This is a genomic window from Bacillus sp. FSL K6-3154 (assembly GCF_040869395.1).
GTDB lineage: Bacteria > Bacillota > Bacilli > Bacillales > Bacillaceae > Bacillus > Bacillus safensis.
In genome coordinates this window covers 2,572,195-2,598,600 of sequence record NZ_CP152033.1, presented here as the reverse complement: position 1 = coordinate 2,598,600, position 26,406 = coordinate 2,572,195, and the positions used below count along the sequence as shown (strand labels likewise).

22 protein-coding genes, 13 tRNA genes, 3 rRNA genes and 1 pseudogene are annotated in these 26,406 nt (G+C 44.7%); 7 read left to right on the top strand and 32 right to left on the bottom strand.

Annotated elements, in window-relative coordinates:
* Position 1: 1 nt before the first annotated feature.
* The 17 genes from MHH61_RS13345 to MHH61_RS13265 form a co-directional block, all read right to left on the bottom strand.
* Positions 2 to 76, bottom strand: a tRNA-Gly gene (locus MHH61_RS13345).
* A 7-nt stretch (positions 77 to 83) separates the two neighbouring features.
* Positions 84 to 155: transfer RNA gene (locus MHH61_RS13340), tRNA-Gln, on the bottom strand.
* A gap of 9 nt (positions 156 to 164) precedes the next feature.
* Positions 165 to 240, bottom strand: a tRNA-His gene (locus tag MHH61_RS13335).
* Positions 241 to 269: 29 nt separating this feature from the next.
* Positions 270 to 343 (bottom strand) — tRNA-Trp (locus tag MHH61_RS13330).
* A gap of 14 nt (positions 344 to 357) precedes the next feature.
* Positions 358 to 442, bottom strand: a tRNA-Tyr gene (locus MHH61_RS13325).
* Positions 443 to 457: 15 nt separating this feature from the next.
* Positions 458 to 530, bottom strand: a tRNA-Thr gene (locus tag MHH61_RS13320).
* A 6-nt stretch (positions 531 to 536) separates the two neighbouring features.
* A tRNA-Phe gene (locus tag MHH61_RS13315) sits at positions 537 to 612 on the bottom strand.
* Positions 613 to 630: 18 nt separating this feature from the next.
* A tRNA-Asp gene (locus MHH61_RS13310) sits at positions 631 to 707 on the bottom strand.
* A 4-nt stretch (positions 708 to 711) separates the two neighbouring features.
* Positions 712 to 788 (bottom strand) — tRNA-Met (locus MHH61_RS13305).
* 15 nt (positions 789 to 803) lie between these two features.
* Positions 804 to 879 (bottom strand) — tRNA-Val (locus MHH61_RS13300).
* A 33-nt stretch (positions 880 to 912) separates the two neighbouring features.
* Positions 913 to 987: transfer RNA gene (locus tag MHH61_RS13295), tRNA-Glu, on the bottom strand.
* A 17-nt stretch (positions 988 to 1,004) separates the two neighbouring features.
* A tRNA-Ser gene (locus MHH61_RS13290) sits at positions 1,005 to 1,095 on the bottom strand.
* Positions 1,096 to 1,099: 4 nt separating this feature from the next.
* A tRNA-Asn gene (locus MHH61_RS13285) sits at positions 1,100 to 1,174 on the bottom strand.
* Positions 1,175 to 1,183: 9 nt separating this feature from the next.
* Positions 1,184 to 1,299 (bottom strand): 5S ribosomal RNA (gene rrf, locus MHH61_RS13280).
* Positions 1,300 to 1,408: 109 nt separating this feature from the next.
* Positions 1,409 to 4,339 (bottom strand): 23S ribosomal RNA (locus MHH61_RS13275).
* Positions 4,340 to 4,521: 182 nt separating this feature from the next.
* Positions 4,522 to 6,070 (bottom strand): 16S ribosomal RNA (locus MHH61_RS13270).
* The 16S, 23S and 5S rRNA genes sit together here with 13 tRNA genes alongside, the layout of an rRNA operon.
* A 316-nt stretch (positions 6,071 to 6,386) precedes the next feature.
* Positions 6,387 to 7,265: a nucleotidyltransferase-like protein gene (locus MHH61_RS13265; RefSeq protein WP_024425790.1), complete on the bottom strand. Its 879-nt coding sequence runs from the start codon at positions 7,263 to 7,265 to the stop codon at positions 6,387 to 6,389.
* Positions 7,266 to 7,454: 189 nt separating this feature from the next.
* Here MHH61_RS13265 and MHH61_RS13260 point away from each other — a divergent pair, with 189 nt between their 5' ends.
* Positions 7,455 to 7,802: a YgzB family protein gene (locus MHH61_RS13260; RefSeq protein ID WP_024425201.1), complete on the top strand. Its 348-nt coding sequence runs from the start codon at positions 7,455 to 7,457 to the stop codon at positions 7,800 to 7,802.
* A gap of 36 nt (positions 7,803 to 7,838) precedes the next feature.
* Here the strand turns inward: MHH61_RS13260 and perR are convergent, their stop codons facing one another.
* Together perR and bcp are read right to left on the bottom strand one after the other, a co-directional pair.
* The gene (gene perR, locus MHH61_RS13255) at positions 7,839 to 8,276 is read right to left on the bottom strand and encodes a peroxide-responsive transcriptional repressor PerR (protein ID WP_012009347.1); all 438 of its coding nucleotides are present in this window, start codon (positions 8,274 to 8,276) and stop codon (positions 7,839 to 7,841) included.
* Between the two features lie 157 nt (positions 8,277 to 8,433).
* A complete protein-coding gene (bcp, locus tag MHH61_RS13250; RefSeq protein WP_056766971.1) occupies positions 8,434 to 8,901 on the bottom strand; it encodes a thioredoxin-dependent thiol peroxidase in 468 nt (155 codons plus the stop codon).
* A 129-nt stretch (positions 8,902 to 9,030) separates the two neighbouring features.
* On the opposite strand from bcp, the gene MHH61_RS13245 reads away from it, so the two are divergent.
* Positions 9,031 to 10,326: a glutamate-1-semialdehyde 2,1-aminomutase gene (locus MHH61_RS13245; RefSeq protein ID WP_024425792.1), complete on the top strand. Its 1,296-nt coding sequence runs from the start codon at positions 9,031 to 9,033 to the stop codon at positions 10,324 to 10,326.
* 247 nt (positions 10,327 to 10,573) lie between these two features.
* Positions 10,574 to 11,647, top strand: coding sequence for an aromatic acid exporter family protein (locus MHH61_RS13240; RefSeq protein WP_024425203.1), 1,074 nt, complete (start codon positions 10,574 to 10,576; stop codon positions 11,645 to 11,647).
* Between the two features lie 227 nt (positions 11,648 to 11,874).
* On the opposite strand, the gene MHH61_RS13235 is transcribed toward MHH61_RS13240, so the two are convergent.
* The 10 genes and pseudogenes from MHH61_RS13235 to fabL all read right to left on the bottom strand — a co-directional run bounded on the left by MHH61_RS13235 (position 11,875) and on the right by fabL (position 21,421).
* Complete coding sequence (locus MHH61_RS13235) at positions 11,875 to 12,771, bottom strand: ABC transporter permease (RefSeq protein ID WP_125587596.1); 897 nt, start codon at positions 12,769 to 12,771, stop codon at positions 11,875 to 11,877.
* 17 nt (positions 12,772 to 12,788) lie between these two features.
* Entirely contained in the window at positions 12,789 to 13,790 is a 1,002-nt protein-coding gene (locus MHH61_RS13230; protein ID WP_125587597.1) for an ABC transporter permease, read from the bottom strand.
* 60 nt (positions 13,791 to 13,850) lie between these two features.
* Positions 13,851 to 15,437, bottom strand: a complete 1,587-nt coding sequence (locus MHH61_RS13225; protein WP_125587598.1) for an ABC transporter substrate-binding protein — start codon at positions 15,435 to 15,437, stop codon at positions 13,851 to 13,853.
* The gene (locus MHH61_RS13220; protein ID WP_125587599.1) at positions 15,412 to 16,389 is read right to left on the bottom strand and encodes an ABC transporter ATP-binding protein; all 978 of its coding nucleotides are present in this window, start codon (positions 16,387 to 16,389) and stop codon (positions 15,412 to 15,414) included. The genes MHH61_RS13225 and MHH61_RS13220 overlap by 26 nt, the downstream gene beginning before the upstream one ends.
* Complete coding sequence (locus tag MHH61_RS13215; RefSeq protein WP_125587600.1) at positions 16,358 to 17,380, bottom strand: ABC transporter ATP-binding protein; 1,023 nt, start codon at positions 17,378 to 17,380, stop codon at positions 16,358 to 16,360. The genes MHH61_RS13220 and MHH61_RS13215 overlap by 32 nt, the downstream gene beginning before the upstream one ends.
* A gap of 112 nt (positions 17,381 to 17,492) precedes the next feature.
* Positions 17,493 to 19,235, bottom strand: a complete 1,743-nt coding sequence (locus MHH61_RS13210; RefSeq protein WP_025093468.1) for an ABC transporter ATP-binding protein — start codon at positions 19,233 to 19,235, stop codon at positions 17,493 to 17,495.
* Positions 19,236 to 19,330: 95 nt separating this feature from the next.
* Positions 19,331 to 19,861, bottom strand: a complete 531-nt coding sequence (locus MHH61_RS13205; RefSeq protein WP_024425209.1) for a DUF402 domain-containing protein — start codon at positions 19,859 to 19,861, stop codon at positions 19,331 to 19,333.
* 147 nt (positions 19,862 to 20,008) lie between these two features.
* Positions 20,009 to 20,269, bottom strand: a complete 261-nt coding sequence (locus MHH61_RS13200; protein ID WP_024425798.1) for a YgaB family protein — start codon at positions 20,267 to 20,269, stop codon at positions 20,009 to 20,011.
* A gap of 174 nt (positions 20,270 to 20,443) precedes the next feature.
* Positions 20,444 to 20,593 (bottom strand): annotated as a pseudogene (locus tag MHH61_RS13195) (gamma-type small acid-soluble spore protein); the annotation flags it as partial.
* A 75-nt stretch (positions 20,594 to 20,668) separates the two neighbouring features.
* Positions 20,669 to 21,421 carry an enoyl-[acyl-carrier-protein] reductase FabL gene (gene fabL, locus MHH61_RS13190; RefSeq protein WP_024425211.1) on the bottom strand — a complete coding sequence of 251 codons (753 nt, stop codon included), beginning with the start codon at positions 21,419 to 21,421 and terminating at the stop codon, positions 20,669 to 20,671.
* 81 nt (positions 21,422 to 21,502) lie between these two features.
* On the opposite strand from fabL, the gene MHH61_RS13185 reads away from it, so the two are divergent.
* Positions 21,503 to 21,727, top strand: a complete 225-nt coding sequence (locus MHH61_RS13185; RefSeq protein WP_003217808.1) for a hypothetical protein — start codon at positions 21,503 to 21,505, stop codon at positions 21,725 to 21,727.
* Here the strand turns inward: MHH61_RS13185 and mutY are convergent.
* Positions 21,714 to 22,814 carry an A/G-specific adenine glycosylase gene (gene mutY, locus MHH61_RS13180; protein WP_125587601.1) on the bottom strand — a complete coding sequence of 367 codons (1,101 nt, stop codon included), beginning with the start codon at positions 22,812 to 22,814 and terminating at the stop codon, positions 21,714 to 21,716. The genes MHH61_RS13185 and mutY overlap by 14 nt on opposite strands.
* Before the next feature lie 191 nt (positions 22,815 to 23,005).
* Between mutY and MHH61_RS13175 the strand changes: the two genes are divergently transcribed.
* The gene (locus MHH61_RS13175; RefSeq protein WP_034623275.1) at positions 23,006 to 23,986 is read left to right on the top strand and encodes a metal-dependent hydrolase; all 981 of its coding nucleotides are present in this window, start codon (positions 23,006 to 23,008) and stop codon (positions 23,984 to 23,986) included.
* A gap of 25 nt (positions 23,987 to 24,011) precedes the next feature.
* Here the strand turns inward: MHH61_RS13175 and rsoA are convergent, their stop codons facing one another.
* Both rsoA and MHH61_RS13165 read right to left on the bottom strand, forming a co-directional pair.
* Positions 24,012 to 24,233: a sigma-O factor regulator RsoA gene (gene rsoA, locus MHH61_RS13170; protein ID WP_029707333.1), complete on the bottom strand. Its 222-nt coding sequence runs from the start codon at positions 24,231 to 24,233 to the stop codon at positions 24,012 to 24,014.
* On the bottom strand, positions 24,181 to 24,783 hold the full coding sequence (locus MHH61_RS13165) for a sigma-70 family RNA polymerase sigma factor (RefSeq protein ID WP_046314317.1): 603 nt from the start codon (positions 24,781 to 24,783) through the stop codon (positions 24,181 to 24,183). The genes rsoA and MHH61_RS13165 overlap by 53 nt, the downstream gene beginning before the upstream one ends.
* Before the next feature lie 166 nt (positions 24,784 to 24,949).
* Here MHH61_RS13165 and MHH61_RS13160 point away from each other — a divergent pair, with 166 nt between their 5' ends.
* Entirely contained in the window at positions 24,950 to 25,114 is a 165-nt protein-coding gene (locus MHH61_RS13160; RefSeq protein WP_098676622.1) for a YvrJ family protein, read from the top strand.
* 94 nt (positions 25,115 to 25,208) lie between these two features.
* A complete protein-coding gene (locus tag MHH61_RS13155; protein WP_024425215.1) occupies positions 25,209 to 26,372 on the top strand; it encodes an oxalate decarboxylase family bicupin in 1,164 nt (387 codons plus the stop codon).
* Positions 26,373 to 26,406 lie beyond the last annotated feature (34 nt).

The window sequence follows — 26,406 nt, the reverse complement described above, 5'->3', positions numbered from 1 at the left end:
TTGGAGCGGAAGACGGGATTCGAACCCGCGACCCCCACCTTGGCAAGGTGGTGTTCTACCACTGAACTACTTCCGCACATCAACTGGGCTAGCTGGATTCGAACCAACGCATGACGGAGTCAAAGTCCGTTGCCTTACCGCTTGGCTATAGCCCAATAATAAAATGGGGCGATTGATGGGAATCGAACCCACGAGTGCCAGAGCCACAATCTGGTGCGTTAACCACTTCGCCACAACCGCCATAGATGTAATGAATTATAAAGTATAATTGGCAGGGGCAGTAGGAATCGAACCCACACCGGAGGTTTTGGAGACCTCTGTTCTACCGTTAAACTATGCCCCTATGAAAACAAAAAATGGTGGAGGGGGGCGGATTCGAACCGCCGAACCCGGAGGGAGCGGATTTACAGTCCGCCGCGTTTAGCCACTTCGCTACCCCTCCACTTTTGAAAAACAGTGCCGGCAAGAGGACTTGAACCCCCAACCTACTGATTACAAGTCAGTTGCTCTACCAATTGAGCTACACCGGCAAATAGTGGTGGCTCGGGACGGAATCGAACCGCCGACACACGGATTTTCAGTCCGTTGCTCTACCAACTGAGCTACCGAGCCAAGTATTCTTTTGAAAAATGGCGGTCCGGACGGGACTCGAACCCGCGACCTCCTGCGTGACAGGCAGGCATTCTAACCAACTGAACTACCGGACCATTTTGGTTGCGGGGGCAGGATTTGAACCTGCGACCTTCGGGTTATGAGCCCGACGAGCTACCGAACTGCTCCACCCCGCGACGATATAAAAGATATGGTGGAGGATGACGGGCTCGAACCGCCGACCCTCTGCTTGTAAGGCAGATGCTCTCCCAGCTGAGCTAATCCTCCGAATAAAAAATGCTGGTGTATATTCTATAAAAATGGTGACCCGTACGGGATTCGAACCCGTGTTACCGCCGTGAAAGGGCGGTGTCTTAACCGCTTGACCAACGGGCCCTTTATTATGTAAATTGTGGCGGAGAGCAAGGGATTCGAACCCTTGAGACGGGGTTACCGCCTACACGATTTCCAATCGTGCTCCTTCGGCCACTCGGACAGCTCTCCAAATTGGCTCCGCAGGTAGGATTCGAACCTACGACCGATCGGTTAACAGCCGATAGCTCTACCACTGAGCTACTGCGGAATGAAGAAAGCCTGGCGATGTCCTACTCTCACAGGGGGAACCCCCCAACTACCATCGGCGCTGAAGAGCTTAACTTCCGTGTTCGGTATGGGAACGGGTGTGACCTCTTCGCCATCATCACCAGACAATTTAGTGACAAAAGATATTATACTATGTATTGAAAATAAATCAAGAGATATTTTAAAAATATTCTCTCAAAACTAGATAACAATGTTCATGCTTCACATTAGAATATAGGTTAAGTCCTCGATCTATTAGTATCTGTCAGCTCCACGTGTCACCACGCTTCCACCTCAGACCTATCAACCTGATCATCTTTCAGGGATCTTACTTCCTTGCGGAATGGGAAATCTCATCTTGAGGGGGGCTTCATGCTTAGATGCTTTCAGCACTTATCCCGTCCGCACATAGCTACCCAGCGATGCCCTTGGCAGAACAACTGGTACACCAGCGGTGCGTCCATCCCGGTCCTCTCGTACTAAGGACAGCTCCTCTCAAATTTCCTGCGCCCGCGACGGATAGGGACCGAACTGTCTCACGACGTTCTGAACCCAGCTCGCGTACCGCTTTAATGGGCGAACAGCCCAACCCTTGGGACCGACTACAGCCCCAGGATGCGATGAGCCGACATCGAGGTGCCAAACCTCCCCGTCGATGTGGACTCTTGGGGGAGATAAGCCTGTTATCCCCGGGGTAGCTTTTATCCGTTGAGCGATGGCCCTTCCATGCGGAACCACCGGATCACTAAGCCCGACTTTCGTCCCTGCTCGACTTGTAGGTCTCGCAGTCAAGCTCCCTTGTGCCTTTACACTCTGCGAATGATTTCCAACCATTCTGAGGGAACCTTTGGGCGCCTCCGTTACATTTTAGGAGGCGACCGCCCCAGTCAAACTGCCCACCTGACACTGTCTCCCTGCCCGATAAGGGCAGCGGGTTAGAAGGTCAATACAGCCAGGGTAGTATCCCACCGATGCCTCCACCGAAGCTAGCGCTCCGGTTTCCAAGGCTCCTACCTATCCTGTACAAGCTGTACCAACATTCAATATCAGGCTGCAGTAAAGCTCCACGGGGTCTTTCCGTCCTGTCGCGGGTAACCTGCATCTTCACAGGTACTATAATTTCACCGAGTCTCTCGTTGAGACAGTGCCCAGATCGTTGCGCCTTTCGTGCGGGTCGGAACTTACCCGACAAGGAATTTCGCTACCTTAGGACCGTTATAGTTACGGCCGCCGTTTACTGGGGCTTCAATTCGCACCTTCGCTTACGCTAAGCGCTCCTCTTAACCTTCCAGCACCGGGCAGGCGTCAGCCCCTATACTTCGCCTTACGGCTTCGCAGAGACCTGTGTTTTTGCTAAACAGTCGCCTGGGCCTATTCACTGCGGCTTCTCGGGGCTTTAACACCCTAAGAAGCACCCCTTCTCCCGAAGTTACGGGGTCATTTTGCCGAGTTCCTTAACGAGAGTTCTCTCGATCACCTTAGGATTCTCTCCTCGCCTACCTGTGTCGGTTTGCGGTACGGGCACCTCTCACCTCGCTAGAGGCTTTTCTTGGCAGTGTGGAATCAGGAACTTCGCTACTAAATTTCGCTCGCCATCACAGCTCAGCCTTCACGGGAAACGGATTTGCCTATTTCCCAGCCTAACTGCTTGGACGCGGATATCCAATACCGCGCTTACCCTATCCTCCTGCGTCCCCCCATTGCTCAAATGGTGAGGAGGTGGTACAGGAATATCAACCTGTTGTCCATCGCCTACGCCTTTCGGCCTCGGCTTAGGTCCCGACTAACCCTGAGCGGACGAGCCTTCCTCAGGAAACCTTAGGCATTCGGTGGACGGGATTCTCACCCGTCTTTCGCTACTCATACCGGCATTCTCACTTCTAAGCGCTCCACCAGTCCTTCCGGTCTGGCTTCACAGCCCTTAGAACGCTCTCCTACCACTGTTCGTAAGAACAGTCCGCAGCTTCGGTGATACGTTTAGCCCCGGTACATTTTCGGCGCAGAGTCACTCGACCAGTGAGCTATTACGCACTCTTTAAATGGTGGCTGCTTCTAAGCCAACATCCTGGTTGTCTAAGCAACTCCACATCCTTTTCCACTTAACGTATACTTTGGGACCTTAGCTGGCGGTCTGGGCTGTTTCCCTTTCGACTACGGATCTTATCACTCGCAGTCTGACTCCCAAGGATAAGTCATCGGCATTCGGAGTTTGACTGAATTCGGTAACCCGGTAGGGGCCCCTAGTCCAATCAGTGCTCTACCTCCGAGACTCTTACCTTGAGGCTAGCCCTAAAGCTATTTCGGAGAGAACCAGCTATCTCCAGGTTCGATTGGCATTTCACCCCTACCCACACCTCATCCCCGCACTTTTCAACGTGCGTGGGTTCGGGCCTCCATTCAGTGTTACCTGAACTTCACCCTGGACATGGGTAGATCACCTGGTTTCGGGTCTACGACCACGTACTCATGCGCCCTATTCAGACTCGCTTTCGCTGCGGCTCCGCATCTTCTGCTTAACCTTGCACGGGATCGTAACTCGCCGGTTCATTCTACAAAAGGCACGCCATCACCCGTTAACGGGCTCTGACTACTTGTAGGCACACGGTTTCAGGATCTATTTCACTCCCCTTCCGGGGTGCTTTTCACCTTTCCCTCACGGTACTGGTTCACTATCGGTCACTAGGGAGTATTTAGCCTTGGGAGATGGTCCTCCCGGATTCCGACGGAATTTCACGTGTTCCGCCGTACTCAGGATCCACTCTGGAGAGAATGACATTTCAGTTACAGGGCTGTTACCTTCTTTGGCGGGCCTTTCCAGACCTCTTCGCTTATATCATTCCTTTGTAACTCCGTATAGAGTGTCCTACAACCCCAAGAGGCAAGCCTCTTGGTTTGGGCTGTTCCCGTTTCGCTCGCCGCTACTCAGGGAATCGCATTTGCTTTCTCTTCCTCCGGGTACTTAGATGTTTCAGTTCCCCGGGTATGCCTTCTCATACTCTATGTATTCAAGTATGGATACTACTCCATTACGAGCAGTGGGTTTCCCCATTCGGAAATCTCCGGATCAAAGCTTGCTTACAGCTCCCCGAAGCATATCGGTGTTCGTCCCGTCCTTCATCGGCTCCTAGTGCCAAGGCATCCACCGTGCGCCCTTTCTAACTTAACCATTTCTTACTTTAGAAAGAATCACTATGTGTGATGAACTTTGCATTGCATTCAATGTGAATGTATTACTTATTGTTATCTAGTTTTCAAAGAACAATCCTGTCTCGCTAGAGACATGTTTTGAAGGAATGATCCTTCAAAACTAAACAAGACGAAAACGCACGCTGCTCCATATATCCTTAGAAAGGAGGTGATCCAGCCGCACCTTCCGATACGGCTACCTTGTTACGACTTCACCCCAATCATCTGCCCCACCTTCGGCGGCTGGCTCCATAAAGGTTACCTCACCGACTTCGGGTGTTGCAAACTCTCGTGGTGTGACGGGCGGTGTGTACAAGGCCCGGGAACGTATTCACCGCGGCATGCTGATCCGCGATTACTAGCGATTCCAGCTTCACGCAGTCGAGTTGCAGACTGCGATCCGAACTGAGAACAGATTTATGGGATTGGCTAAACCTTGCGGTCTTGCAGCCCTTTGTTCTGTCCATTGTAGCACGTGTGTAGCCCAGGTCATAAGGGGCATGATGATTTGACGTCATCCCCACCTTCCTCCGGTTTGTCACCGGCAGTCACCTTAGAGTGCCCAACTGAATGCTGGCAACTAAGATCAAGGGTTGCGCTCGTTGCGGGACTTAACCCAACATCTCACGACACGAGCTGACGACAACCATGCACCACCTGTCACTCTGTCCCCGAAGGGAAAGCCCTATCTCTAGGGTTGTCAGAGGATGTCAAGACCTGGTAAGGTTCTTCGCGTTGCTTCGAATTAAACCACATGCTCCACCGCTTGTGCGGGCCCCCGTCAATTCCTTTGAGTTTCAGTCTTGCGACCGTACTCCCCAGGCGGAGTGCTTAATGCGTTAGCTGCAGCACTAAGGGGCGGAAACCCCCTAACACTTAGCACTCATCGTTTACGGCGTGGACTACCAGGGTATCTAATCCTGTTCGCTCCCCACGCTTTCGCTCCTCAGCGTCAGTTACAGACCAGAGAGTCGCCTTCGCCACTGGTGTTCCTCCACATCTCTACGCATTTCACCGCTACACGTGGAATTCCACTCTCCTCTTCTGCACTCAAGTTTCCCAGTTTCCAATGACCCTCCCCGGTTGAGCCGGGGGCTTTCACATCAGACTTAAGAAACCGCCTGCGAGCCCTTTACGCCCAATAATTCCGGACAACGCTTGCCACCTACGTATTACCGCGGCTGCTGGCACGTAGTTAGCCGTGGCTTTCTGGTTAGGTACCGTCAAGGTGCGAGCAGTTACTCTCGCACTTGTTCTTCCCTAACAACAGAGCTTTACGATCCGAAAACCTTCATCACTCACGCGGCGTTGCTCCGTCAGACTTTCGTCCATTGCGGAAGATTCCCTACTGCTGCCTCCCGTAGGAGTCTGGGCCGTGTCTCAGTCCCAGTGTGGCCGATCACCCTCTCAGGTCGGCTACGCATCGTCGCCTTGGTGAGCCATTACCCCACCAACTAGCTAATGCGCCGCGGGTCCATCTGTAAGTGACAGCCGAAACCGTCTTTCATCCTTGAACCATGCGGTTCAAGGAACTATCCGGTATTAGCTCCGGTTTCCCGGAGTTATCCCAGTCTTACAGGCAGGTTACCCACGTGTTACTCACCCGTCCGCCGCTAACATCCGGGAGCAAGCTCCCTTCTGTCCGCTCGACTTGCATGTATTAGGCACGCCGCCAGCGTTCGTCCTGAGCCAGGATCAAACTCTCCGAGGTATGCAGGATGCATATCACACATGCGCTGCTACACGATGTAGCGAACTTAGCATGTGATCACTTCCTGCCTCGCCAGTTTGACTGACTACCTATGAAGTTTCATAGGATTTTTTTATAAAAACTCGAATTAACAGGTACGTTTTGTCTTGTTTAGTTTTCAAAGATCATCTTCGTTATCGCTCAGAGGCGACTTTCTTAATATAACATTTGAGCACCGTGTGCGTCAAGCGTTTTTTAGAATTTCTTTTTGTCAGCTTTTCTTTCAAAGCAACTCAGTTGCTCGTTAGCGACGTTTAATAATATACCATCATAATATTCATGCGTCAATATCTTTTTTCACAAAATATCCTCGATGATAGATTTTTTGTCCCTTTGTCTCAATCGGCTCCACTTGAACAATTCCTTTTTCCACAAAGAAATCAATCATGACGCTAAGGTCAGGCGTGAAATACTTAAGATCAGGATGTGCAAGAAGCTCACCAAAAAGCCATATATCCTTCTGTTCCATGACATGACGCAAATGAGCGGCACCAATTTCTGCTTTTGAATGGATCAAAAAATCATTTGCTAAAAATAAAAGTTCCAAACGTTTATGCAGACTTTCATGGCTTTCAATCAGTTCTGAATAAAGTTTGTATACTTCCGGCTCCATGTGACGCACTTGGTTCCAAACGGTCACTTCTGGGTGGAAGCCTTTATCAATTACTTCAATACGTGCTAAGTGATGCAGGGCATGCACAATGGAATTATATGCATCAAGGAATTGATTTGACTCAAAAAATGCTTTTCCTTCTATATATCTGCGAATGAGCTTGCCATATTCTAAACCGATTTTGAGCTTGCGGTTTGAAAACGGGAATGTACTTAGTTCATCAATTAAGTTGAAGATATATTCATTTCGATCAAACAGGACTTTTCCATTCAAAATCCAATCGATGATTCGGCGGTTAGTACCGAGGGTGATCCATTCCTTTAGTTGATCATCTGTGACAACGTTTAAAGAAGCTGTTTGGTGATCGGATTCATAGTGCTTGATAAATAACGGCTCTTCCGCTTCTTTTACGATGACTAAAAGTGCTGCATCAAAGTTATCCGTTTCAGAAGATACTTTATGTCTTCTTTCTACTATAATCACAGCTAATGTGTCTGGATGGCTTGCTCTCTCTTGATAAATAGGACGGAGAAGATTTTCCATAGTGATTCCTCCAATACTCGGGTGTAAAGTTCTTCTCTAATGCTATGTATTTCTCCTCATAGAATCAAAATTCCTTCAATACATGAAAAAAGATCATTGAATCATTATAAGCAATTTATTCACAAAACTCTATAACTAATTCAAACGGAAAGGTAAAATGTGCTATATTGGAGATAAGGGGGACTAGGGATGGCGAAATACTCCAGTAAGATTAATAAAATCAGAACATTTGCACTTAGTTTGGTTTTTGTTGGCTTTCTGATCATGTATATCGGTGTGTTCTTCAAGGAATCGATCTGGCTGTCGACTTTCTTTATGCTGCTTGGCGTCTTATCGATTGGATTAAGTACAGCCGTTTACTTTTGGATTGGTATGCTTTCTACGAAGGCTGTACGTGTCGTTTGTCCAGGCTGTGAGAAGGAAACAAAAGTGCTTGGGCGTGTGGACATGTGCATGCATTGCAGAGAGCCGCTTACACTTGATCCAGCATTAGAAGGTAAAGAGTTTGATGAATCCTACAATCGAAAAAAGTCATAAAAATAAGCTGACCATTTAAACGGTCAGCTTTTTTCATTAATGATTTTCTTTTTTCGCACATTCTTGACAAGTTCCATAGATCTCCAAGCGATGATGACTGACTTTAAAGCCCGTCACATGGGATGCAAGCTGTTCAACTTCATCAAGGCCAGGATAGTGAAAATCTACGATTTTTCCGCAGTTTTCACAAATCGCATGGTAGTGGTCAGATGTCGCAAAATCAAATCGGCTTGAGGAATCACCATACGTTAATTCCTTTACTAATCCAGATTCCCGGAAGACTCGTAAATTGTTGTAAACCGTTGCGACACTCATGTTTGGAAATTTTCCTTCAAGTGCTTTATATATATCGTCCGCGGTTGGGTGAGTCATAGAATTTACGAGAAACTCCAAGATGGCATGGCGCTGCGGAGTAATTCGAACACCGGTTTCTTTTAGAGCATCTAAAGCGTCTTTTAGTTCGTGAGCAGCCATTTCATCATGCACCTCTCTTCAAAAATATTCTTATATTATAATCTTTATAAATAGTGTACCCCCAGAGCCGAAACTTTGTCAATTACAATCCTCTTTTTTACCTATTCTTCTTTACAAAAAAGACCGGCATGACTGCCGATCTCATCCTGTGAGGATATTAAGCGTGAGCTTTCAATTCCTCAAGTGCTTCCTCTACGTGGTCTTTCACCTTTACTTTTCGCCATTCTTTCACAAGCGTGCCTTCTTTATTAATAAGAAACGTTGAACGCTCGATTCCCATATATTCTTTGCCAAAGTTCTTTTTCAGCTTCCATACCCCAAAGGCTTCAGACAATTTCTGTTCATCGTCTACAAGAAGCAGAAACGGCAAATCATGTTTTTCTTTAAACTTTTGGTGCTTGTCCTGACTGTCTGGGCTTACACCGATAATGACAGCATCTAATTCTGCAAAGCTTTGATGGCGGTCGCGGAAATCACATGCTTCTGTTGTACAGCCTGGTGTCATATCTTTTGGATAGAAATAAAGAACAATATGTTTTCCTTTAAAATCAGAAAGCTTTATTTTCTCCCCGTTGTCACCGGTTAATTCAATGTCAGGTACTTGCTGCCCTACTTCGATTGTCATGACACAATCCCTCCAACCTATTTTTTAATTAGCCTATCCAATTTTGAGAGGATATTCAACTAAGGACGCTTGCATCGGCATGTTAAAATAATGTTAGACGACGTGATACGTTGAGATAGGAGGCTATTTATGAAATTCACAGAATCAGAAAAATTACATCAAGAGGCGCTGGAGCACATTGTTGGAGGTGTCAACAGCCCGTCTCGTTCATATAAGGCAGTAGGCGGCGGTTCACCCGTTGCGATGGAAAGAGGAGAAGGCGCTTATTTTTGGGATGTTGACGGAAACCGCTATATTGACTATCTAGCAGCATACGGTCCAATTATTACAGGACATGCCCACCCGCATATTACAAAAGCCATCACGAAAGCGGCTGAAACAGGTGTCCTTTACGGAACACCAACGAAGCATGAAGTCACTTTTGCTAAAATGCTGAAGGAAGCCATGCCTGCTTTGGACAAAGTTCGTTTTGTCAATTCAGGTACAGAAGCGGTGATGACAACGATTCGAGTGGCACGCGCATATACAGGCAGAACAAAAATCATTAAGTTTGCCGGATGCTATCACGGCCACTCTGATCTTGTGCTTGTGGCAGCAGGCTCTGGTCCTTCCACTTTAGGAACACCTGATTCCGCGGGTGTACCAAAAAGTATCGCCAATGAAGTCATTACCGTTCCATTTAATGATATTGACAGCTATAAAGAAGCATTAGATCGCTGGGGTGATGAAGTAGCAGCTGTCCTTGTCGAGCCAATTGTCGGGAACTTCGGCATCGTAGAGCCTAAGGACGGTTTCCTGCAGCAGGTCAATGACCTCACACATGAAAAAGGCGCACTGGTGATTTATGATGAAGTCATTACCGCTTTCCGCTTTATGTATGGCGGTGCACAGGACTTGCTTCAAGTAAAACCTGACCTCACTGCATTAGGAAAAATTATTGGCGGCGGACTTCCTATCGGAGCTTACGGCGGTAAAAAAGAAATTATGGAACAAGTGGCCCCGCTTGGACCAGCCTATCAAGCTGGCACAATGGCAGGAAATCCTGCATCCATTCTTTCAGGTATTGCCTGCTTGGAAGTGTTAAAAGAAGACGGTGTTTACGAGCGTCTTGATCAGCTTGGCGCTATGTTAGAAGAAGGCATTTTAGCCCATGCCAAAAAGCATCAAGTAGATATTACAGTGAATCGCTTAAAAGGAGCGCTCACAATTTATTTCACAACAGAAACGATTGTGAACTACGAGCAGGCTGAAAATACGGATGGCGAAATGTTTGCCCGTTTCTTCAAATTAATGCTCGCCCAAGGCATTAACCTCGCTCCTTCTAAATATGAAGCTTGGTTCTTAACGATCGCACATACTGAAAAAGATATTTCTGAGACGCTAAAAGCAGTAGATCATGCATTTGCACAGCTAAAACAATCATAATGAAGTCCAAAACAGGCGTAAAAACATGCGCCTGTTTTTTTATTTACCAACTCTTGTTTGTCAAAAGCGTGCGAATCTGTTACATTTCTTCTCAATACCTTCTTTAGATGTTTTCATGAACTTTCAAAAATCACTTGAATATTTCGGAAGACCGCTGTATATTACTTAGTTGTTTCATCAAAATATGAATGATAAATGACGAGTGATCATCTATTATCGAAAAGAAAGGAATGCAGGGACAAAACCAATGAAACTTGGAGCCCGTATTTTAAAAACTGGTATTGCCATTGTACTCGCGCTTTACCTGGCAACATGGCTTGGGTTGCCAACGCCCGTCTTCGCGGGAATTGCAGCTGTATTTGCTATCCAGCCATCAATTTATCGATCTTTTTTAACCATTGTTGATCAAGTGCAAGCCAATATTATTGGAGCAGCGCTTGCCATTACGTTCGGTCTGCTTTTTGGCACAGGACCAGTCATTATCGGTTTAACCGCCGTCATGGTCATCGCCATTAATTTAAAGCTGAAAATTGAACACACCATTCCAATTGCACTTGTAACCGTCATTGCGATTTTAGAAAGTGCAGGGGATCATTTCCTTTCCTTTGCCTTAATTCGAACAGCTACTGTGGTGTTAGGAGTTCTTTCTTCATTTTTAGTGAATTTAATCTTCCTGCCGCCAAAGTATGAAACAAAGCTTGTTCATCACATTATGGAAAATACGGAGGAGATTTTAAAATGGATCCGTCTGACCTCCAGACAGTCTACTGATCATTCCACATTAAAGGATGACATCGATCAAATAAAAGAACGCATGATCAAATTAGATCATATTTACTTGTTATACAAAGAGGAACGAAGCTATTTAAAGAAAACCACCTATGTCAAATCAAGAAAGCTTGTTTTGTTCAGACAGGCCATTATGACATCAAATCGTGCTCTGTATTTACTGAAAAAGCTTCATAAATTAGAAAATGAAATTCATTTGATGCCAGAGCATTTCAGGGAAAGCTTAACGGATGAAATTGATTATTTACTGTATTGGCATGAGCGCACCTTGATGAAATTCGTCGGAAAAATGAAGCCGCAGGACGATGAATTTCAAAATGAATGCTCTCTTCGTCTTGAGACGTTAACGAAATCATTTATTCAGCATCAGCAAAACCAAGAAAATGACTTACTCGATTACAACATGCTGAATGTCATGTCCAGCATCATCGAATACCGTGATGAGCTAGAGCATTTAGATACATTGATTACAAGCTTCCAGACGTATCACCCAAAAGATAGTGAAATTGAGACAGAAGAAAAAGAAGCATAAATAGAAAAGACCGATTCCTAGAATCGGTCTTAAATTGTTGACAAAGAGCTAAAATGATCTTGATTTTAGCTCTTTGTCTTCTTTTCAGCGTGACCTGAAAACCTTTGCAGTCTAGGAAGAACGAGTACCGGAGCGGAGCGAATGAGTATTCGTGAGCACCGGCACGCAGGACTGACACCGAATGCGAGGGTTTGCCCGCGCGCTGAGACCGATTCTGAGAATCGGTCTTATTTTATTTTCTTCATTTTAGGATCTAGTGTGTCTCTTAATCCATCCCCCATCAGGTTAAAGCCTAAAACAGTCAGCATGATCGCTATTCCTGGGAAGATTAATGTCCAAGGGGCTTGAACGAGATAAGGTCTTGCGTCGGCGAGCATTTTCCCCCATTCTGGACTTGGCGCCTGTGCCCCCAATCCTAAAAAGCCTAAAGCGGCTGCCTCAATAATTGCCGTTCCGATCGCTAGCGTCGCCTGTACGATGACCGGCACCATACTATTTGGCAGGATGTGGCGCAGAACGATGCGGCGGTGTGACATCCCCACCGCCTTTGCTGCCAGCACGTATTCTTCTTGTTTAATACTCAGCACTTTTGAACGAACGAGCCGTCCAAAGGTTGGGACATTAATAATCGCAATGGCAATAAGGGCATTTTGTAAGGAGGGGCCTAGGATGGAGACAATAGCAATCGCTAATAGAATGCTAGGAAAAGCAAGTAAAATATCAAACAATCTGGAGATCACAGCATCTAACACTCTTCCGCCATAGCCTGCTATCAATCCAAGCAGTGTGCCTAAAATGACAGACCCGAGGACCGAGAAAAAACCGACCCATAAGGAAATCCGTGCTCCATGCACAACTCTTGAAAATATATCTCTGCCGAAATCATCCGTACCAAACCAGTGTGCAGCTGAAGGGGCACTAAATCGCTCACCGAGTGATTGTTCATTGATTCCATAAGGAGCAATGAGCGGTGCAAAGATCGCTAGGATCAGAAATAAAAAGACAATCACACTGCCAATGACCGCCAGCTTATGCTGAAAGAACTGCTTCATCGATTCAAGAATCAATGATTGAGAGCGTTCATCTTTTGGCTGAGGTGGTTCAAGCTCTTTTTGTGCTTCCATATTGTCACTCTCCCTCTCTAATATTTAATCCTTGGATCAATGACCGCATACAAGATGTCCACAATGAAATTGATCAGGACAAATATAAGCGCAACGACGAGAATACCTGTTTGAATGACTGGGTAATCACGATAACTGATGGCATCATATATATACCGCCCGATTCCCGGCCAAGCAAAAATGGTTTCTGTTAAAATCGCTCCACCAAGCAAGAGGCCCGTCTGAAGACCAATAATCGTCAAGATCGGAATGAGCGCATTTTTCAGGCCATGCTGATAAATGATAAAAAATGAGCGTACTCCTTTTGCTTTTGCTGTTCGAATAAAGTCGGAATGAAGCACTTCCAGCATACTTGCCCTTGTAATTCTCGCAATAATCGCAGCAGGGATTGTTGCGAGTGCTGTACTTGGTAAGATCAAATGCTTGATGCTGTCAGCGAATTGATCAAACCGGTCTTGTAAAAGCGTGTCCAGTGTATGAATATACGTGATCGACTCCACTGGATTCCTTACGTCTTCTCGGCCCGTTGTCGGCAAAATACCTAATTCGATCGAGAACAGCCACTGCCCCATTAAGCCTAACCAGAAAATTGGCATGGACACTCCGATGAGTGCAATAAACATCGCGGCATAATCAAAGAAAGAATGCTTAAACCAAGCACTGATGATTCCGGCATTCACTCCCACAACAATCGCCAGCACCATGGCAAAAAAGGTCAATTCTAACGTCGCAAATAAGTAAGGCTTCATTTCCTGGGCAATAGCCGCTCCTGTTCGAATGGAAGTCCCTAAATCCCCTTTTAAAAGGCCAAGCATATAATGACCGTATTGAACGTACCATGGCTGATCTAAACCGAGCTGGATCGTTAATTGTTCTACAGCCTCTTTCGTTGCCCGCTGTCCTAAAATGACCTGCGCTGGATTTCCAGGTATAAAACGAATAATTGAAAACACGACCAATGTCATTCCGATCAGTACTGGGATGAGCATTCCTGCCCGCTTCATACAATAAGCAAACAAACAGCTTTCACCGCCTTTATCTTTGTTTGATAAGGGAGATACATGATCTCCCTTATTTGCTTATTCGAAATACACGTCAGTTAAAGCTTCTGAACCAGTTGGATGCGGCTGATAGCCTTTTAAATCATTAGAAGCGGCAAGCATTGGAATCGAATGCACCAATGGAATCCAAGGCGCTTCGTCATGAATGATTTCCTGCGCTTTTTTATACAGCTCATTTCGTTTCTTTTGATCTGTGTCTGTTTGCGCTTCAATAAGAATGTCATGCATTTTATCGTTTTCGAAGAATGTATAGTTGTTACCGCCAATGCTGTCTTTGTCCAGCAGTGTGTAAATGAAATTATCAGGATCACCATTGTCCCCTGTCCAGCCTAATAAGAACACATCTGCTTCCCCTTTACTTGCTTTATCTAAGTAGGTTGCCCAGTCATATGTGACAATTTCTGCTTTGACGCCGACCTTTTCAAAATTTGACTGAATGACTTCTGCTACCTTCATCCCATCTGGCATGTATGGACGTGGTACAGGCATTGCCCAAAGCTTGATGCGAAAGCCGTCAGGGAAGCCCGCTTCTTTTAATAGTTCTTTCGCTTTTTCTGGATCATACGGATATGGCTCAATGTCGTCATTGTAGCCTTCTAAAGCTGGCGGCAATGGATTTTTTGCTGGCTCAGCAAGTCCGCCATAAAATGACTCAATAATCGATTCTTTATCGACCGCATAATTGAGTGCCTGACGAACGAGCTTGTTATCAAGCGGCTTTCTTGTGACGGTCAGTCCGATATAGCCTACGTTCATCGATGGTCTTTCAATAAGCTGGAGTGCTTTGTCGGTTTTAATGCCATCTAAATCTGACGGATTCACGCCATCCATTAAGTCGATCTCGCCTGTTTTAAGGGCATTTAAACGAGCAGAATTTTCTGGAATGGAGCGGAAGATGATTTGATTCAGCTTTGGTTTATCCTTCTGCCAATAATCCTCGTTTTTTTCTAACACGATACGGTCGTTTTGCTTCCACTCTTTAAACTTAAATGGTCCTGTCCCCACTGGATTTTCTCTAAATGAATCACCGCTTTTTTCAATAGCCGCTGGACTGGCAATGCCAAATGGTGACATAGCAATGTTTTTGAGGAATGTTGCCTGCGGGCGCTTTAGCTGAAATTCAATTTCATGCTCGCCTTTGACGATGATGTCTTTAATGACATGCCCTTTATCTTTTTTATAGCCGCCAAACATACCATAGTAAGGAAACTTTTCTGCGTCTCCATTCATCCAGCGTTCAAAATTGAATTTCACTGCTTCTGCGTTAAAGTCTGTGCCATCGTGAAATTTCACACCTTTTCTTAAGTAGAACGTGTATGATTTTCCGTCCTTTGCAACATCCCATTCTGTTGCGAGGCCAGGATGGATGGTCGTGTCTTTCTCACCGTAATTCAAAAGCTTTTCAAATATATTCTCTGTGACCTTGAAGGTTTCGCCTTCTGTTGTTGTGATTGGATCTAGTGAAGTGGAATCTCCCCCTCTGCCAAATACGAGGGTATCTTTTGTTGCCTTTTCTTCTGATGTCGGTGAAGACGAGCATCCGCCTAAAAAGAGCGCCAATGCCAGCACAAAAATGAAACTACTGAATAACCATGTCTTCTTCATTGTGTTCCTCCTTTTGATATAAATAACACGCGGCCGCGTGCCCCGGTGCCTCCTCATACAAAGCAGGAACTGCTTTCAGGCATTTCTCCCATCTTTTTGGACACCTTTTGTAGAAAGGACAGCCGCCGCGTTCCGTCATTGTGGTTTCTTCTGCTGCCACATCTTGCGCCTCTAGTACGTGATCCATATGTGGAATGGATTTCAGAAGCAGCGATGTATAGGGATGAAGCGGGCTGTGAAACACCTCTTCGGCAGGCCCCATCTCGACAATGCGCCCAGCATACATGACGGCGATCCGATCGCTCATATACCTGACAACCCCAAGGTCGTGAGAAATAAACAAATACGTCAAAGAAAGCGTCTTTTGTAATTCAAGCATCAAATTCAAAATTTGCGCTTGAACGGATACATCTAAAGCCGAAACTGGTTCATCGGCAATGACAAGACTTGGGTGCGTAATAAGTGCTCTAGCAATACCGATACGCTGCCTTTGCCCGCCGCTGAATTGATGCGCATAACGTTCCCCGTAGGAAGGATCAAATCCAACAATGTGCAGCATCTCTTTTACCCGTTTCCGTCTTTCTGCTTTCGTCCCATGCTGATGGACAATCAGCGGTTCCTCTAAAATATCTTTGATTTTCATTCTCGGATTTAAAGAAGCATATGGATCTTGAAAGATCATTTGAATATCTTTTCTTAAGGAACGCATGTCTCGTTCTTTTAGAAGGGTGATCTCCTGCCCTTTTAATTGAATAGAACCTGACGTCGGTTCAGTCAATCTCATTAGGCTTTTGCCAAGTGTTGATTTACCGCAGCCTGATTCACCAACAATGCCAAGCGTTTCTCCTTCCTTCACGTGAAAGGACACTTGATTTAAAGCCAAAGTCGATTGTTTATGTTTAGAAAAAAAAGCGGCTGTGTCATACCGTTTTGTCAGCTGATTCACTTGCAAGAGTGGGTGACTCAGTGTCTTCTCCTCCTTCCATTAGAAAACATGCCACGCGGTGATTCTGTTCAATGGATTGTAAGGCTGGATCTTTTTCAAGACATTGCGCCATTTGATATGGGCAGCGTGGTGCAAATTGACAGCCGGACCGGATGGCTCCTGGCTTAGGCACATGACCTGCAATAGAGATGAGTTTTTCTTTTTTCTCTTTAAACGATGGAACTGAGGCGAAAAGACCTTTCGTGTAGGGATGCAGAGGTTTTTGAAAAATACGGTCAACGGTTCCTTCTTCTACAATTCGACCGGCATACATAATCATGACTCGCTGGCATATTTGCCGCACGACACCTAGATCATGGGTAATAAATAAAATAGCAGTGTCCATCTCTTCGTTCAGCTTTTTGAGCAGACGAAGGATTTGCGCTTGGATGGTGACATCAAGTGCAGTTGTCGGTTCATCAGCGATCATGAGCTTTGGGTGACAAAGCATTGCCATCGCAATCATGACTCGCTGGCGCATACCGCCTGATAATTCGTGTGGATATTTTTTAAGTAACGATTCCGCTTGCTTCAACCCAACTGTTTCAAGAAGATCAACTGCCTTCGCTTTTGCTTCTTTCTGACCGATTGCTTGATGTGTGAAAAGGGCTTCCGTCATTTGTTTGCCGATGGGCATTAATGGGTTCAGAGAGGTCATGGGCTCTTGGAAAATCATCGAAATGTCATTTCCTCTTATCTCTCGCCACTGTTTCTCTGAAAGTGACAGCAGATTTTGCCCTTCGAAGTGAACCTCGCCCGTTGTATCGGTTTGCTGATTCAATCCCATTAATGACATGCTTGTGATACTTTTCCCGCAGCCAGATTCGCCCACAATTCCTAACGTTTCCCCTTTTTGAATCGAGAACGATATGTGATGGACGATGGGCACTTTTTGCTTTTTCTGCTGAAACGCAATGGACAGCTGTTTGACATCTAGCAGCACGTCTTGTTCTTTCACATATTCACCACCCCGTCATACTTTTTAAAATTGTATTGAGACAAGCTGGGAAATATGTCATGTTTTTGACAAGCATAAAAAAGCCTATCCGCTAGAATCGGATAGGCTTCTACTAATTTAATGTTTGAATGGTAAATAAATGACGATAGTGGCTGTCTTGGTTCATTAATTCTTCGTGTGTTCCTTTTTCCACAATTTCGCCTTGTTCCATGACCACAATTTGGTCAGCGTGTGTAATGGTTGATAATCGGTGTGCAACAATAAAGGTTGTGCGATCCTTCGCCAGCTTTTGCATCGCTTCTTGAATGTAATGCTCACTTTCTAAATCAAGTGCAGACGTCGCTTCGTCTAAAATCAACAGCGGTGGATTTTTTAGAAATACCCTTGCAATGGAAATCCGCTGTTTTTGTCCGCCTGACAGCTTCACGCCCCGTTCTCCTACTTTCGTGTCATATCCTTCAGGAAGAGACATAATAAAATCATGGGCGTTTGCCGCTTTTGCAGCCGACACGATTTTTTCAAAAGATGCTTCAGGGTCACCAACGGCAATATTTTCTTTAATCGTGTCACTGAATAGGAATGTATCCTGCAGCACCATTCCGACTTGATTTCGAAGGCTTCTTGCTTTGTACTCTTTTATATCAATGCCGTCAATTTCAAGTGACCCGTTTGTGACATCATAAAACCTTGGAATTAAGCTGACGAGTGTCGACTTTCCTCCACCGCTCATTCCTACAAGGGCAACTGTTTGTCCTTTTTCTACTTTCAAGGAGATATTGTGCAGAATCTCTTCCTGCGTGTGTTCATACCGAAACGACACATTTTTAAACTCTACCTCTCCTTTTAAATGATTGGCTTCTTTTGCATTCGGCCGGTCTGTGACCTCATATGGCTCATCAATAAACTCAAAGATCCGATCCATTGATGCAACGGACTGGGTTAACGTCGTGGATGAGTTAATGAGACGGCGAATCGGATTGTACATCCGGTCAATATAGCCGACAAAGGCGATCATGGTCCCGATCGACAGCGATCCGTTAATTACTGTATAACCCGCAAATGCAATGATTAATAGCGGTGCAATGTCAGTGATGGTATTGACGACAGCAAATGTTTTGGCGTTCCAATTCGTATGGTTGATTGCTTTGTTTAAGAAATTTTTGTTTTCATCATGAAAATTCTCTTGTTCATATTCTTCAATCGCAAAGCTGCGAATGACCGGCATTCCTTGTACCCGCTCATGCAGGTGCCCTTGCACTTCAGCCAGCGCCTGTGACCGCTCTTTTGTCAGCTTACGAAGCCGTCCGTAAAAATACTTTACTGCAAACGCGTATAGCGGAAAAATAATGACAGACACGATGGTGAGCTTCAGATCCAGTGTACACATAATAGCGATCACGATCAGTACAGTCATCATATCCAGCCAAATGTTCATGAGCCCTGTGATGACAAATTCCTTTGTCTGCTCCACATCGTTGATCACTCTTGAAATAATTTCTCCTGTTCTCGTGTTGGCATAATAACGAAGACTTAGCTTTTGAATATGCGAGAACAGCTTCTCCCGAATATCAAACAATACCTTACTGCCTGTCCACTGTGCGTAGTATTGTCTATAGTATTCAACAGGCGGCCTCAACACTAAAAATAATACGAGCATGATTCCCATTATGATCAGTAGAGTTGATGTCTTTTCTTCAGCTGACCCCGAGCCTTGAATGACATCATCAATGACGTACTTTAAAAGCAGAGGCAATGTTAAGGGAATCGAGAACTTAATCATTCCGATGACCATTGTCAATGCAATCTGTTTTTTATACGGTGTTACAAAAGCCATGTAGCGTTTAATGACCCCCATGTAAATCTCCTTCCCAATCTATCAGTGCCTCTTATCCGTACGCAGTCAAAAACCTGTTAGCCTAAAAAGCCAAACAGGTTTTTCGATGCTCTTGCTTATTTTGTATAATGTAAAAAACGTTCATACCACATATCCACAAATTCAGGAGCAAACGGACCTTTCCGCTGGTGAATCCAATGCAGTAATGTATTCAGATGCTCTCTTAAGATACTATCGATTTCTTTTGGATAATTCATCTGCCTCTTATGATCTGCATATTCGTCCTCATCCAAAATATTGTACGTCATGTCTGGAAAGACTTTGACGTCTAAATCGTAATCAATATACTTAATTGCCTCATCATCTGTCGCAAAAGGAGAGCTGATGTTGCAGTAATAATATACCCCATCATCTCTAAGCATCCCAATTACATTAAACCATTGTTTTGCATGGAAATAGCAAATAGCCGGTTCTCTCGTCATCCAAGTACGGCCGTCGGATTCAGTCACCATTGTACGGTCGTTTGCACCAATGATACACAATTCCGTTGCTTTCAGAATGGTGGTTTCATTCCAAATCCTGTGGATCAAGCCATTATGTTTATAGCTTTGAATTTGGATGGTTTCTCCTTCCTTGGGATAGCCCATATTTTCTCCCCTACTTTCTATAACAAACAAACCTAACAGTCCAAAGACCTAATTTCCCAACTAAACATGTCTCTATTATATTATACCGTTACATCATTAAAAAATGAAATGAAAAAGCCATTCAACCCAATTGAACGGCACACTGACTTACATCACGCTAGAACTCTTTTCCATCTGTTTATATGAGCTGATGACCTCTTCTGTCTGTTTTGTAAACAAGGTTTGCACTTTTTGCAGTTCCTCACGTTTCTGTTTGATCTGATCACAAAGCTTATGCCACTCTTCTTTTTTTTCATCCTGCAGCAATTGTTTTTCTGTTTCTAAGCATAGATCGAGTTCTCCCTGCACATCGAGCAGCTGATCCATGAGCTGCATTTGTTCTTTTACAAGCTGATCGAAATCAGACATCTAACTCCTCCCTTTTCATCGAATCCACTTTTTGTCTGTATACCATTTCTTGAAAGAAGGAAGAAATCCTTTGACTGTTTATGTAGAGGTTTTACAGGTTTTGTCGGATGGTGGTGAGAGGCAAAAAGAAAAGCACTTCATTCGTATATGAAGTGCTTTCCTTTGTTTCAGTGATTAGCTGTTTTGTTGTTTGTTTTGCTCAGCTTTTTGGTTGTATTTTTTTACTTGCTGTGCGTCAGTCTCACTAGCAAATTCAGTACCAAATTGACCGCCTTGTGCAGAAGCTTGGTTTTGTTTCTTCACTTGTTGCGCGTTTGTTTTGTTTTGTTGTTGATCCATCATTATCACCTCCACGCACATTAATTTGTGCAGAAGGTGTACATCCTATTCATGATTTTTTTAAACAAGCAAAGAACGTCCGCCATCCACAATAATCGTCTGGCCTCTAATCATGTCTGCTTTGCCTGATACAAGGAATTCCACGCTGTCGACCATGTCTTTAATTTCCACCATTCGGCCGGCAGGTGTATTTTTCTTCGCATCTTCTAAAAGCTCTTCACGGTTCGGGAAGTGCTTGAGTGCATCGGTATCGATCGCGCCGCCTGATACTGCGTTGACGACGATATTTTTTTGTGACAGCTCTACAGAAAGGTAACGTGTCAAAGCTTCTAGTGCTGCTTTTGATACGCCGACTACTGTGTAATTTTCAAGGTAGCGAATAGAGCCAAGAGAGCTAATGCTGACGATATGTCCGCCGCCGTTTTTCTCCATTAGTTTCGCCGCTTCTTGTCCGCAGAATAACAAAGCTTTCGCATTGATATTCATCGTCCAATCCCAATGATTTTCTTCAAGGTCCATAATTGGACGCTGAACACCTGATGCCGCGTTGTTCACAAATACATCTAAACGGCCAAAGGTTTCGTCAATTTGTTGAAACATGTCTTTGATTTTCTCAGGCTGGCCAACATTGGCTTTGACAACCAATGTTTTAACGCCCATCGCTTCAATTTCTTCCGCTGTTTCAAGTGCGGCTTTTTTGCTTCTCGCATAGTTAATGACAATGTCATATCCTTTTTCAGCGAGGCGAAGGGCAACTTCTTTCCCTACCCCTCTGCTGCTTCCTGTAATTAATGCACATTTACGTTGACTCATTATGGTTCATCTCCTGATTTGAATAGTTTTCGTTCATTCGCTTCACACTAATAGGAAAGTTCCTATTAGGAGGTTACATTCATGTATGTCGGACGCGATTTAAGCCAGCTTGGCATGATGTCCAAGGATCAATGGAAAGATACTGAGCTTGCTTACTTTCATCATGCTTTCCAACAAATTTTACCTTATTTGAATGAAGAAGGGCAATCTAAGTATCGAGAAATCATTTCTGAAATCGAAGACCGCGGGGGATTGCACAGAAATGAAGCTGATTATACCCACGGGACAACGGTTAAATACGACTAGGCTGCTCAAGTGCCAGCTTCCAAATTTTTTGGTGTGAGACTGGCAAAGCATATGCCTCAAATTCTTCTGTTGTGACTTTTTTCAGCTTCGTGTCATCAGATACAGAGGTAACTCGTCCAAAGAAAACAGAAATATTCCAGATGAGGTGGGTAAATACATGCTGGATGGTGCCTTCTAGATCACCAAGCTCCGCTTGTACACCCGCCTCCTCTTTTAAGAAATCAATGAGCTGCTCTTTTTCCGTTTTTCTTCCCTTTGTTGTTTCCATGTTAGGGAATTCCCATAAATTCGCAAGGAGGCCTGTACTTGGCCGCTTATGAATATATAGGTTGCCTGCGTCATCAAATAACACCGCTGCTGCCATTGATTTCGCAGTCGGCTTTTTCTTTTTGCTTTTCACTGGGAGCTCATGCTGAACGCCTTCCTCGAATGCCGAGCAATGCATGTTTACAGGGCAAATGAGGCAGGCAGGGGAAGTTGGAGTGCAAATGAGCGCACCAAGCTCCATCAGCCCTTGATTAAATTCTGACGGCTTTTCCCGGGAAATGAGCTGATCGACCGCAAATTCGAAAACATTTCTCGTTTTTGGTTTTGCAATATCATCCCATATGGACAAAATACGAGAAATGACCCTCATCACGTTGCCGTCTACCGCAGGATACGGCTTGTTATAGGCGATACTCAGCACTGCGCCGCTCGTATACGGGCCTACACCTTTGAGCTTTGAAAATTGCTCTTTCGTATTAGGGACAACACCGCCGTAGGATTCATATACTTCTTTCACAGCTGCCTGTAAATTACGCACTCTTGAGTAGTAGCCAAGACCTTCCCATGCTTTCATGACCTTTTCTTCATCAGCTAAAGCGAGATCCTTCACCGTCGGAAACTGCTCCATAAACCGGTTGAAATACGGAATGACCGTATCTACTCTCGTTTGCTGAAGCATCACTTCTGATACCCAGACACGGTATGGATCTTGATTTTCACGCCATGGCAATGTTCGTTGTTCTTTTTCATACCAATCAATTAAATCATGCTGAAAGCCCGCAATATCTTTGCGGTCCAGCTTTTCTTGAATATCTTTCATATCTATACTCCTTCTTATTGGACCGAGGGCTAACGTTCTGAATAGAACCTTATTTGTTGTATACTGTTTGTAGATACGTTAACATGTTACATTAAATCGGGATAAAGCAAAAGTGATTTTGCACATAGTCTTGATTGGAGACGTATACTTTGTATGATTGTTCCTAAGCATGACAACTAGGAGGTAATCAATTGGACACTGGTACTCATGTAGTAATGGGCATTTCTCTTGGGGGACTTGCACTTTTAGATCCAGCCGTCAGCGCAGATCCACACATGGCACACGCCGTGATGATCGCGACCATCGCCGGCTCCCAAGCACCAGACATTGATACTGTGCTAAAACTAAAAAATAATGCGGTTTATATAAGAAATCACCGAGGATTTACACATTCCATTCCGGCTGTACTGTTCTGGTCATTGCTGATTCCGGCTGTGATTTTCCCATTTGTGCCGGGGGCGAATTTACTTCACCTTTGGTTATGGACACTATTAGCCGTTGTGCTTCATGTGTTTGTCGATATTTTCAATGCATACGGTACGCAGGCCATTCGTCCATTTTCGAAGAAATGGGTAGCGCTTGGGATCATTAATACGTTTGATCCGTTTATCTTTTTTACACACCTTGTCGCTATTGTCGTTTGGGCGATTGGCGGACATCCCGGCTATACGTTTATTACGCTGTATGCCGTGATTTTCTGCTACTATATCGTCAGGGTCATCATGCAGCTTCAAATTAAACGTCAGCTGCGTGCACGATTCGATGAAATTGAAGAGATTATTATTTCGCCTACAATGAAGTTCAGGCAATGGCGCATTGCCGTGAAATGTAAATCCTCTTTCCATGTTGGGCGCAGCATGAATGGAGAAGTCGTCATTTTAGACACCTTTAACCGTGTGCCTGTCCCTGATACTGAAATTATGAAAATTGCCAAACAAGATGAAAACATTTCAGCCTTTCTCTCCTTCTCCCCTGTCTATCGGTGGGAAGTAGATAAATACAAGGATCATTATGAAGTGCGGTTCATTGATTTGCGCTACCGAAGCAAAGGTCATTATCCTTTTGTCGCAATCTGCCATATCGACATGGACCACCAAATCAAAAATTCCTATACCGGCTGGATTTTCAGTGAAGAAAAACTGCAAAAAAAATTAAGACTCGGCTCTGTGTGAGCGAGTCTTTTTTTGTACTTCACTTTTACAACTTCGTCATATATTCCACAATAAACTCCCAAAATCCAGGTCCTTCTTGGTAAATCAGCCGGTCTATTTTTTCGATGAGTTTGATATAGAGTTCTTGTTCGAGGTCTTCTCTTTCTTGATATGCCGTGTTTTGTAGTTTCTTTTTGATCATGGGTGTGAAGGTTTCAATGAGTTCTTCCATTTCTCCATTGGTCATTTTGTCTTCGTGCACGGACATCTCCCCCTGTTTCTTCTTTTAGTTTGTTGAGTGCTTTTTTGTGAATGTTTGAGATGTTTTGTCTTGTTTCGCCTAACTGATCGGCTATTTCCTTCATCGTTTGGCCTTCGACATAGATTTGGGTTAGGACCATTTTTTGTTTGTCTGTGAGCTGCTGGTAGGCCTTGTACAATGTTTGATCTTGCAGATGCTCCCCTAAGTCTTGCTGGTTGAAGAGCACGGCTTCATACGTATCTGTTTGAACAGGGTCTTTCACTTCTTGTGTATCAGGATGATCGAGTATAAGCGGAAAACGCTGCTGTTTCTTTTTCACTCGTTTGTCAAAGTCGACTGAAAAGATGCGTATCATTGTGGAGATATACTTGATGATGCGGATTTTCTGATAGAACTGTTTGAACTCGGAATCTAGTTTTTTGGCATTTTCCTCGTTTGGCTCTTCCATAACTTGCTGGAGCAGCTGCTCGTTTTTCGGGTTGCTTAAAAACTGCTGAATGAGCGGGTGATCAATGATTTCCTTCCATTTTGCTTTCAATAACAGCCGATAATCCATGTGCATCCTCCCCTTTGTTCCCTCTACTAGCATTAAGTGGACAAAAGTTAAAAAAAGTAAACTTCGTGAAACGGGTCTAATGATTCATTTTCTCCCCCTCTGCTTTCCTTTTTCTTCTTTCATACCACTTATATAGAAGACGAGCATCCGCTGGGAGGTGAGACAAATGGAGCCCTTTTTTTCAGAGGAATGGCTGAAGCAGCTCGGTCAGGCTGGCTTCCCTGCCATTTTGACGGTTTACTTGCTGACACGCTTTGAACGAAAGTTTGATGAATTAAGCAAGCTCATCCAACGATTAGTCGCTGCTCAAAAAAATGATGAATCAGATTGACATCTGCCTGATTCGTTTCACCTTATGAAAACGAGGGCGAAATGAAAGGCCTTTTGTCACCTCACACAATACGATGTTGAAAGGGGATTTTATCATGAGTGAAAAGCAAAATGGAATACCACAGCCGATTCGAGGAGAAAAAGGAGCAACGGTCAAAATTCCACGTAATCTCGAGCGGGACAGACAAAATCCAGATATGCTCACGCCGCCAGAAACCGATCATGGAACAGTCTCCAACCTGAAATATTCTTTTTCTGATACACACAATCGTTTAGAAAAAGGCGGCTACGCCCGAGAGGTAACAGTCCGCGAACTACCGATTTCTAAAAGTCTTGCATCTGTTAATATGCGGCTAAAGCCTGGTGCGATTCGTGAGCTTCACTGGCATAAGGAAGCGGAATGGGCGTACATGATTTATGGGGAAGCCCGGATTACATCGGTTGATGCAGAGGGGCGCAATTTTACAGAGGATGTGACTGAGGGTGATTTGTGGTACTTCCCTTCTGGCCTGCCGCACTCTATCCAAGCACTTGAACCGGGAGCTGAATTCTTGCTTGTGTTTGATGATGGGTCATTCTCAGAAAATAGTACGTTCCAAGTAACCGATTGGCTTGCCCACACGCCAGAGGAAGTCGTGCTCAAGAACTTCGGTATGACAAAAGAGCAGTTTGACAAGCTGCCAGAGAAAGAAAAGTATATTTTCCAAAAAGGAATTCCTGGTTCCCTTGAATGTGACAAGGTGAAAACAGAGCAAGGAGAAGTCCCGAATTCCTTTAAATATGAGCTGTTAAAACAGGAGCCGATTACATCAAGCGGCGGACAAGTGTGGATTGCAGACTCTACCAATTTCAAAGCATCTAAAACGATTGCATCCGCTCTTGTGAAAGTTGATCCAGGTGCCATTCGCGAGCTGCACTGGCATCCAAATACGGATGAATGGCAATATTTCATTTCTGGAAAAGCACGAATGACGGTATTTGCTTCTGATGGACATGCGAGAACCTTCAACTATCAAGCCGGAGACGTTGGATATGTCCCATTTGCGATGGGGCATTATGTAGAAAATACAGGCGACGAACCGCTTTATTTCTTAGAAATCTTTAAGAGCGATCATTATGCAGATATCTCACTCAATCAGTGGCTTGCGGTCACACCGAAACAGCTTGTTCTTGATCATTTGGATCAAGGTGAAGATTTCTTAAAACTGCTTGATACTGAAAAACATCCTGTGATCGCTGCACCTAAAAAAGAGGATTAACATATAACTTCCTGCAAAAAGGCTGTCCTTTTTG

What these genes read in the sequence shown, in the direction of transcription:
- MHH61_RS13265 (WP_024425790.1), bottom strand. Translation starts at nt 7,265, where the DNA reads ATGGAAAATCTTCTCCGTCCTATTTATCAAGAGAGAGCAAGCCATCCA.
- MHH61_RS13260 (WP_024425201.1), top strand. Translation starts at nt 7,455, where the DNA reads ATGGCGAAATACTCCAGTAAGATTAATAAAATCAGAACATTTGCACTT.
- perR (WP_012009347.1), bottom strand. Translation starts at nt 8,276, where the DNA reads ATGGCTGCTCACGAACTAAAAGACGCTTTAGATGCTCTAAAAGAAACC.
- bcp (WP_056766971.1), bottom strand. Translation starts at nt 8,901, where the DNA reads ATGACAATCGAAGTAGGGCAGCAAGTACCTGACATTGAATTAACCGGT.
- MHH61_RS13245 (WP_024425792.1), top strand. Translation starts at nt 9,031, where the DNA reads ATGAAATTCACAGAATCAGAAAAATTACATCAAGAGGCGCTGGAGCAC.
- MHH61_RS13240 (WP_024425203.1), top strand. Translation starts at nt 10,574, where the DNA reads ATGAAACTTGGAGCCCGTATTTTAAAAACTGGTATTGCCATTGTACTC.
- MHH61_RS13235 (WP_125587596.1), bottom strand. Translation starts at nt 12,771, where the DNA reads ATGGAAGCACAAAAAGAGCTTGAACCACCTCAGCCAAAAGATGAACGC.
- MHH61_RS13225 (WP_125587598.1), bottom strand. Translation starts at nt 15,437, where the DNA reads ATGAAGAAGACATGGTTATTCAGTAGTTTCATTTTTGTGCTGGCATTG.
- MHH61_RS13210 (WP_025093468.1), bottom strand. Translation starts at nt 19,235, where the DNA reads ATGGGGGTCATTAAACGCTACATGGCTTTTGTAACACCGTATAAAAAA.
- MHH61_RS13205 (WP_024425209.1), bottom strand. Translation starts at nt 19,861, where the DNA reads ATGGGCTATCCCAAGGAAGGAGAAACCATCCAAATTCAAAGCTATAAA.
- MHH61_RS13200 (WP_024425798.1), bottom strand. Translation starts at nt 20,269, where the DNA reads ATGTCTGATTTCGATCAGCTTGTAAAAGAACAAATGCAGCTCATGGAT.
- fabL (WP_024425211.1), bottom strand. Translation starts at nt 21,421, where the DNA reads ATGAGTCAACGTAAATGTGCATTAATTACAGGAAGCAGCAGAGGGGTA.
- MHH61_RS13185 (WP_003217808.1), top strand. Translation starts at nt 21,503, where the DNA reads ATGTATGTCGGACGCGATTTAAGCCAGCTTGGCATGATGTCCAAGGAT.
- mutY (WP_125587601.1), bottom strand. Translation starts at nt 22,814, where the DNA reads ATGAAAGATATTCAAGAAAAGCTGGACCGCAAAGATATTGCGGGCTTT.
- rsoA (WP_029707333.1), bottom strand. Translation starts at nt 24,233, where the DNA reads ATGTCCGTGCACGAAGACAAAATGACCAATGGAGAAATGGAAGAACTC.
- MHH61_RS13165 (WP_046314317.1), bottom strand. Translation starts at nt 24,783, where the DNA reads ATGGATTATCGGCTGTTATTGAAAGCAAAATGGAAGGAAATCATTGAT.
- MHH61_RS13160 (WP_098676622.1), top strand. Translation starts at nt 24,950, where the DNA reads ATGGAGCCCTTTTTTTCAGAGGAATGGCTGAAGCAGCTCGGTCAGGCT.
- MHH61_RS13155 (WP_024425215.1), top strand. Translation starts at nt 25,209, where the DNA reads ATGAGTGAAAAGCAAAATGGAATACCACAGCCGATTCGAGGAGAAAAA.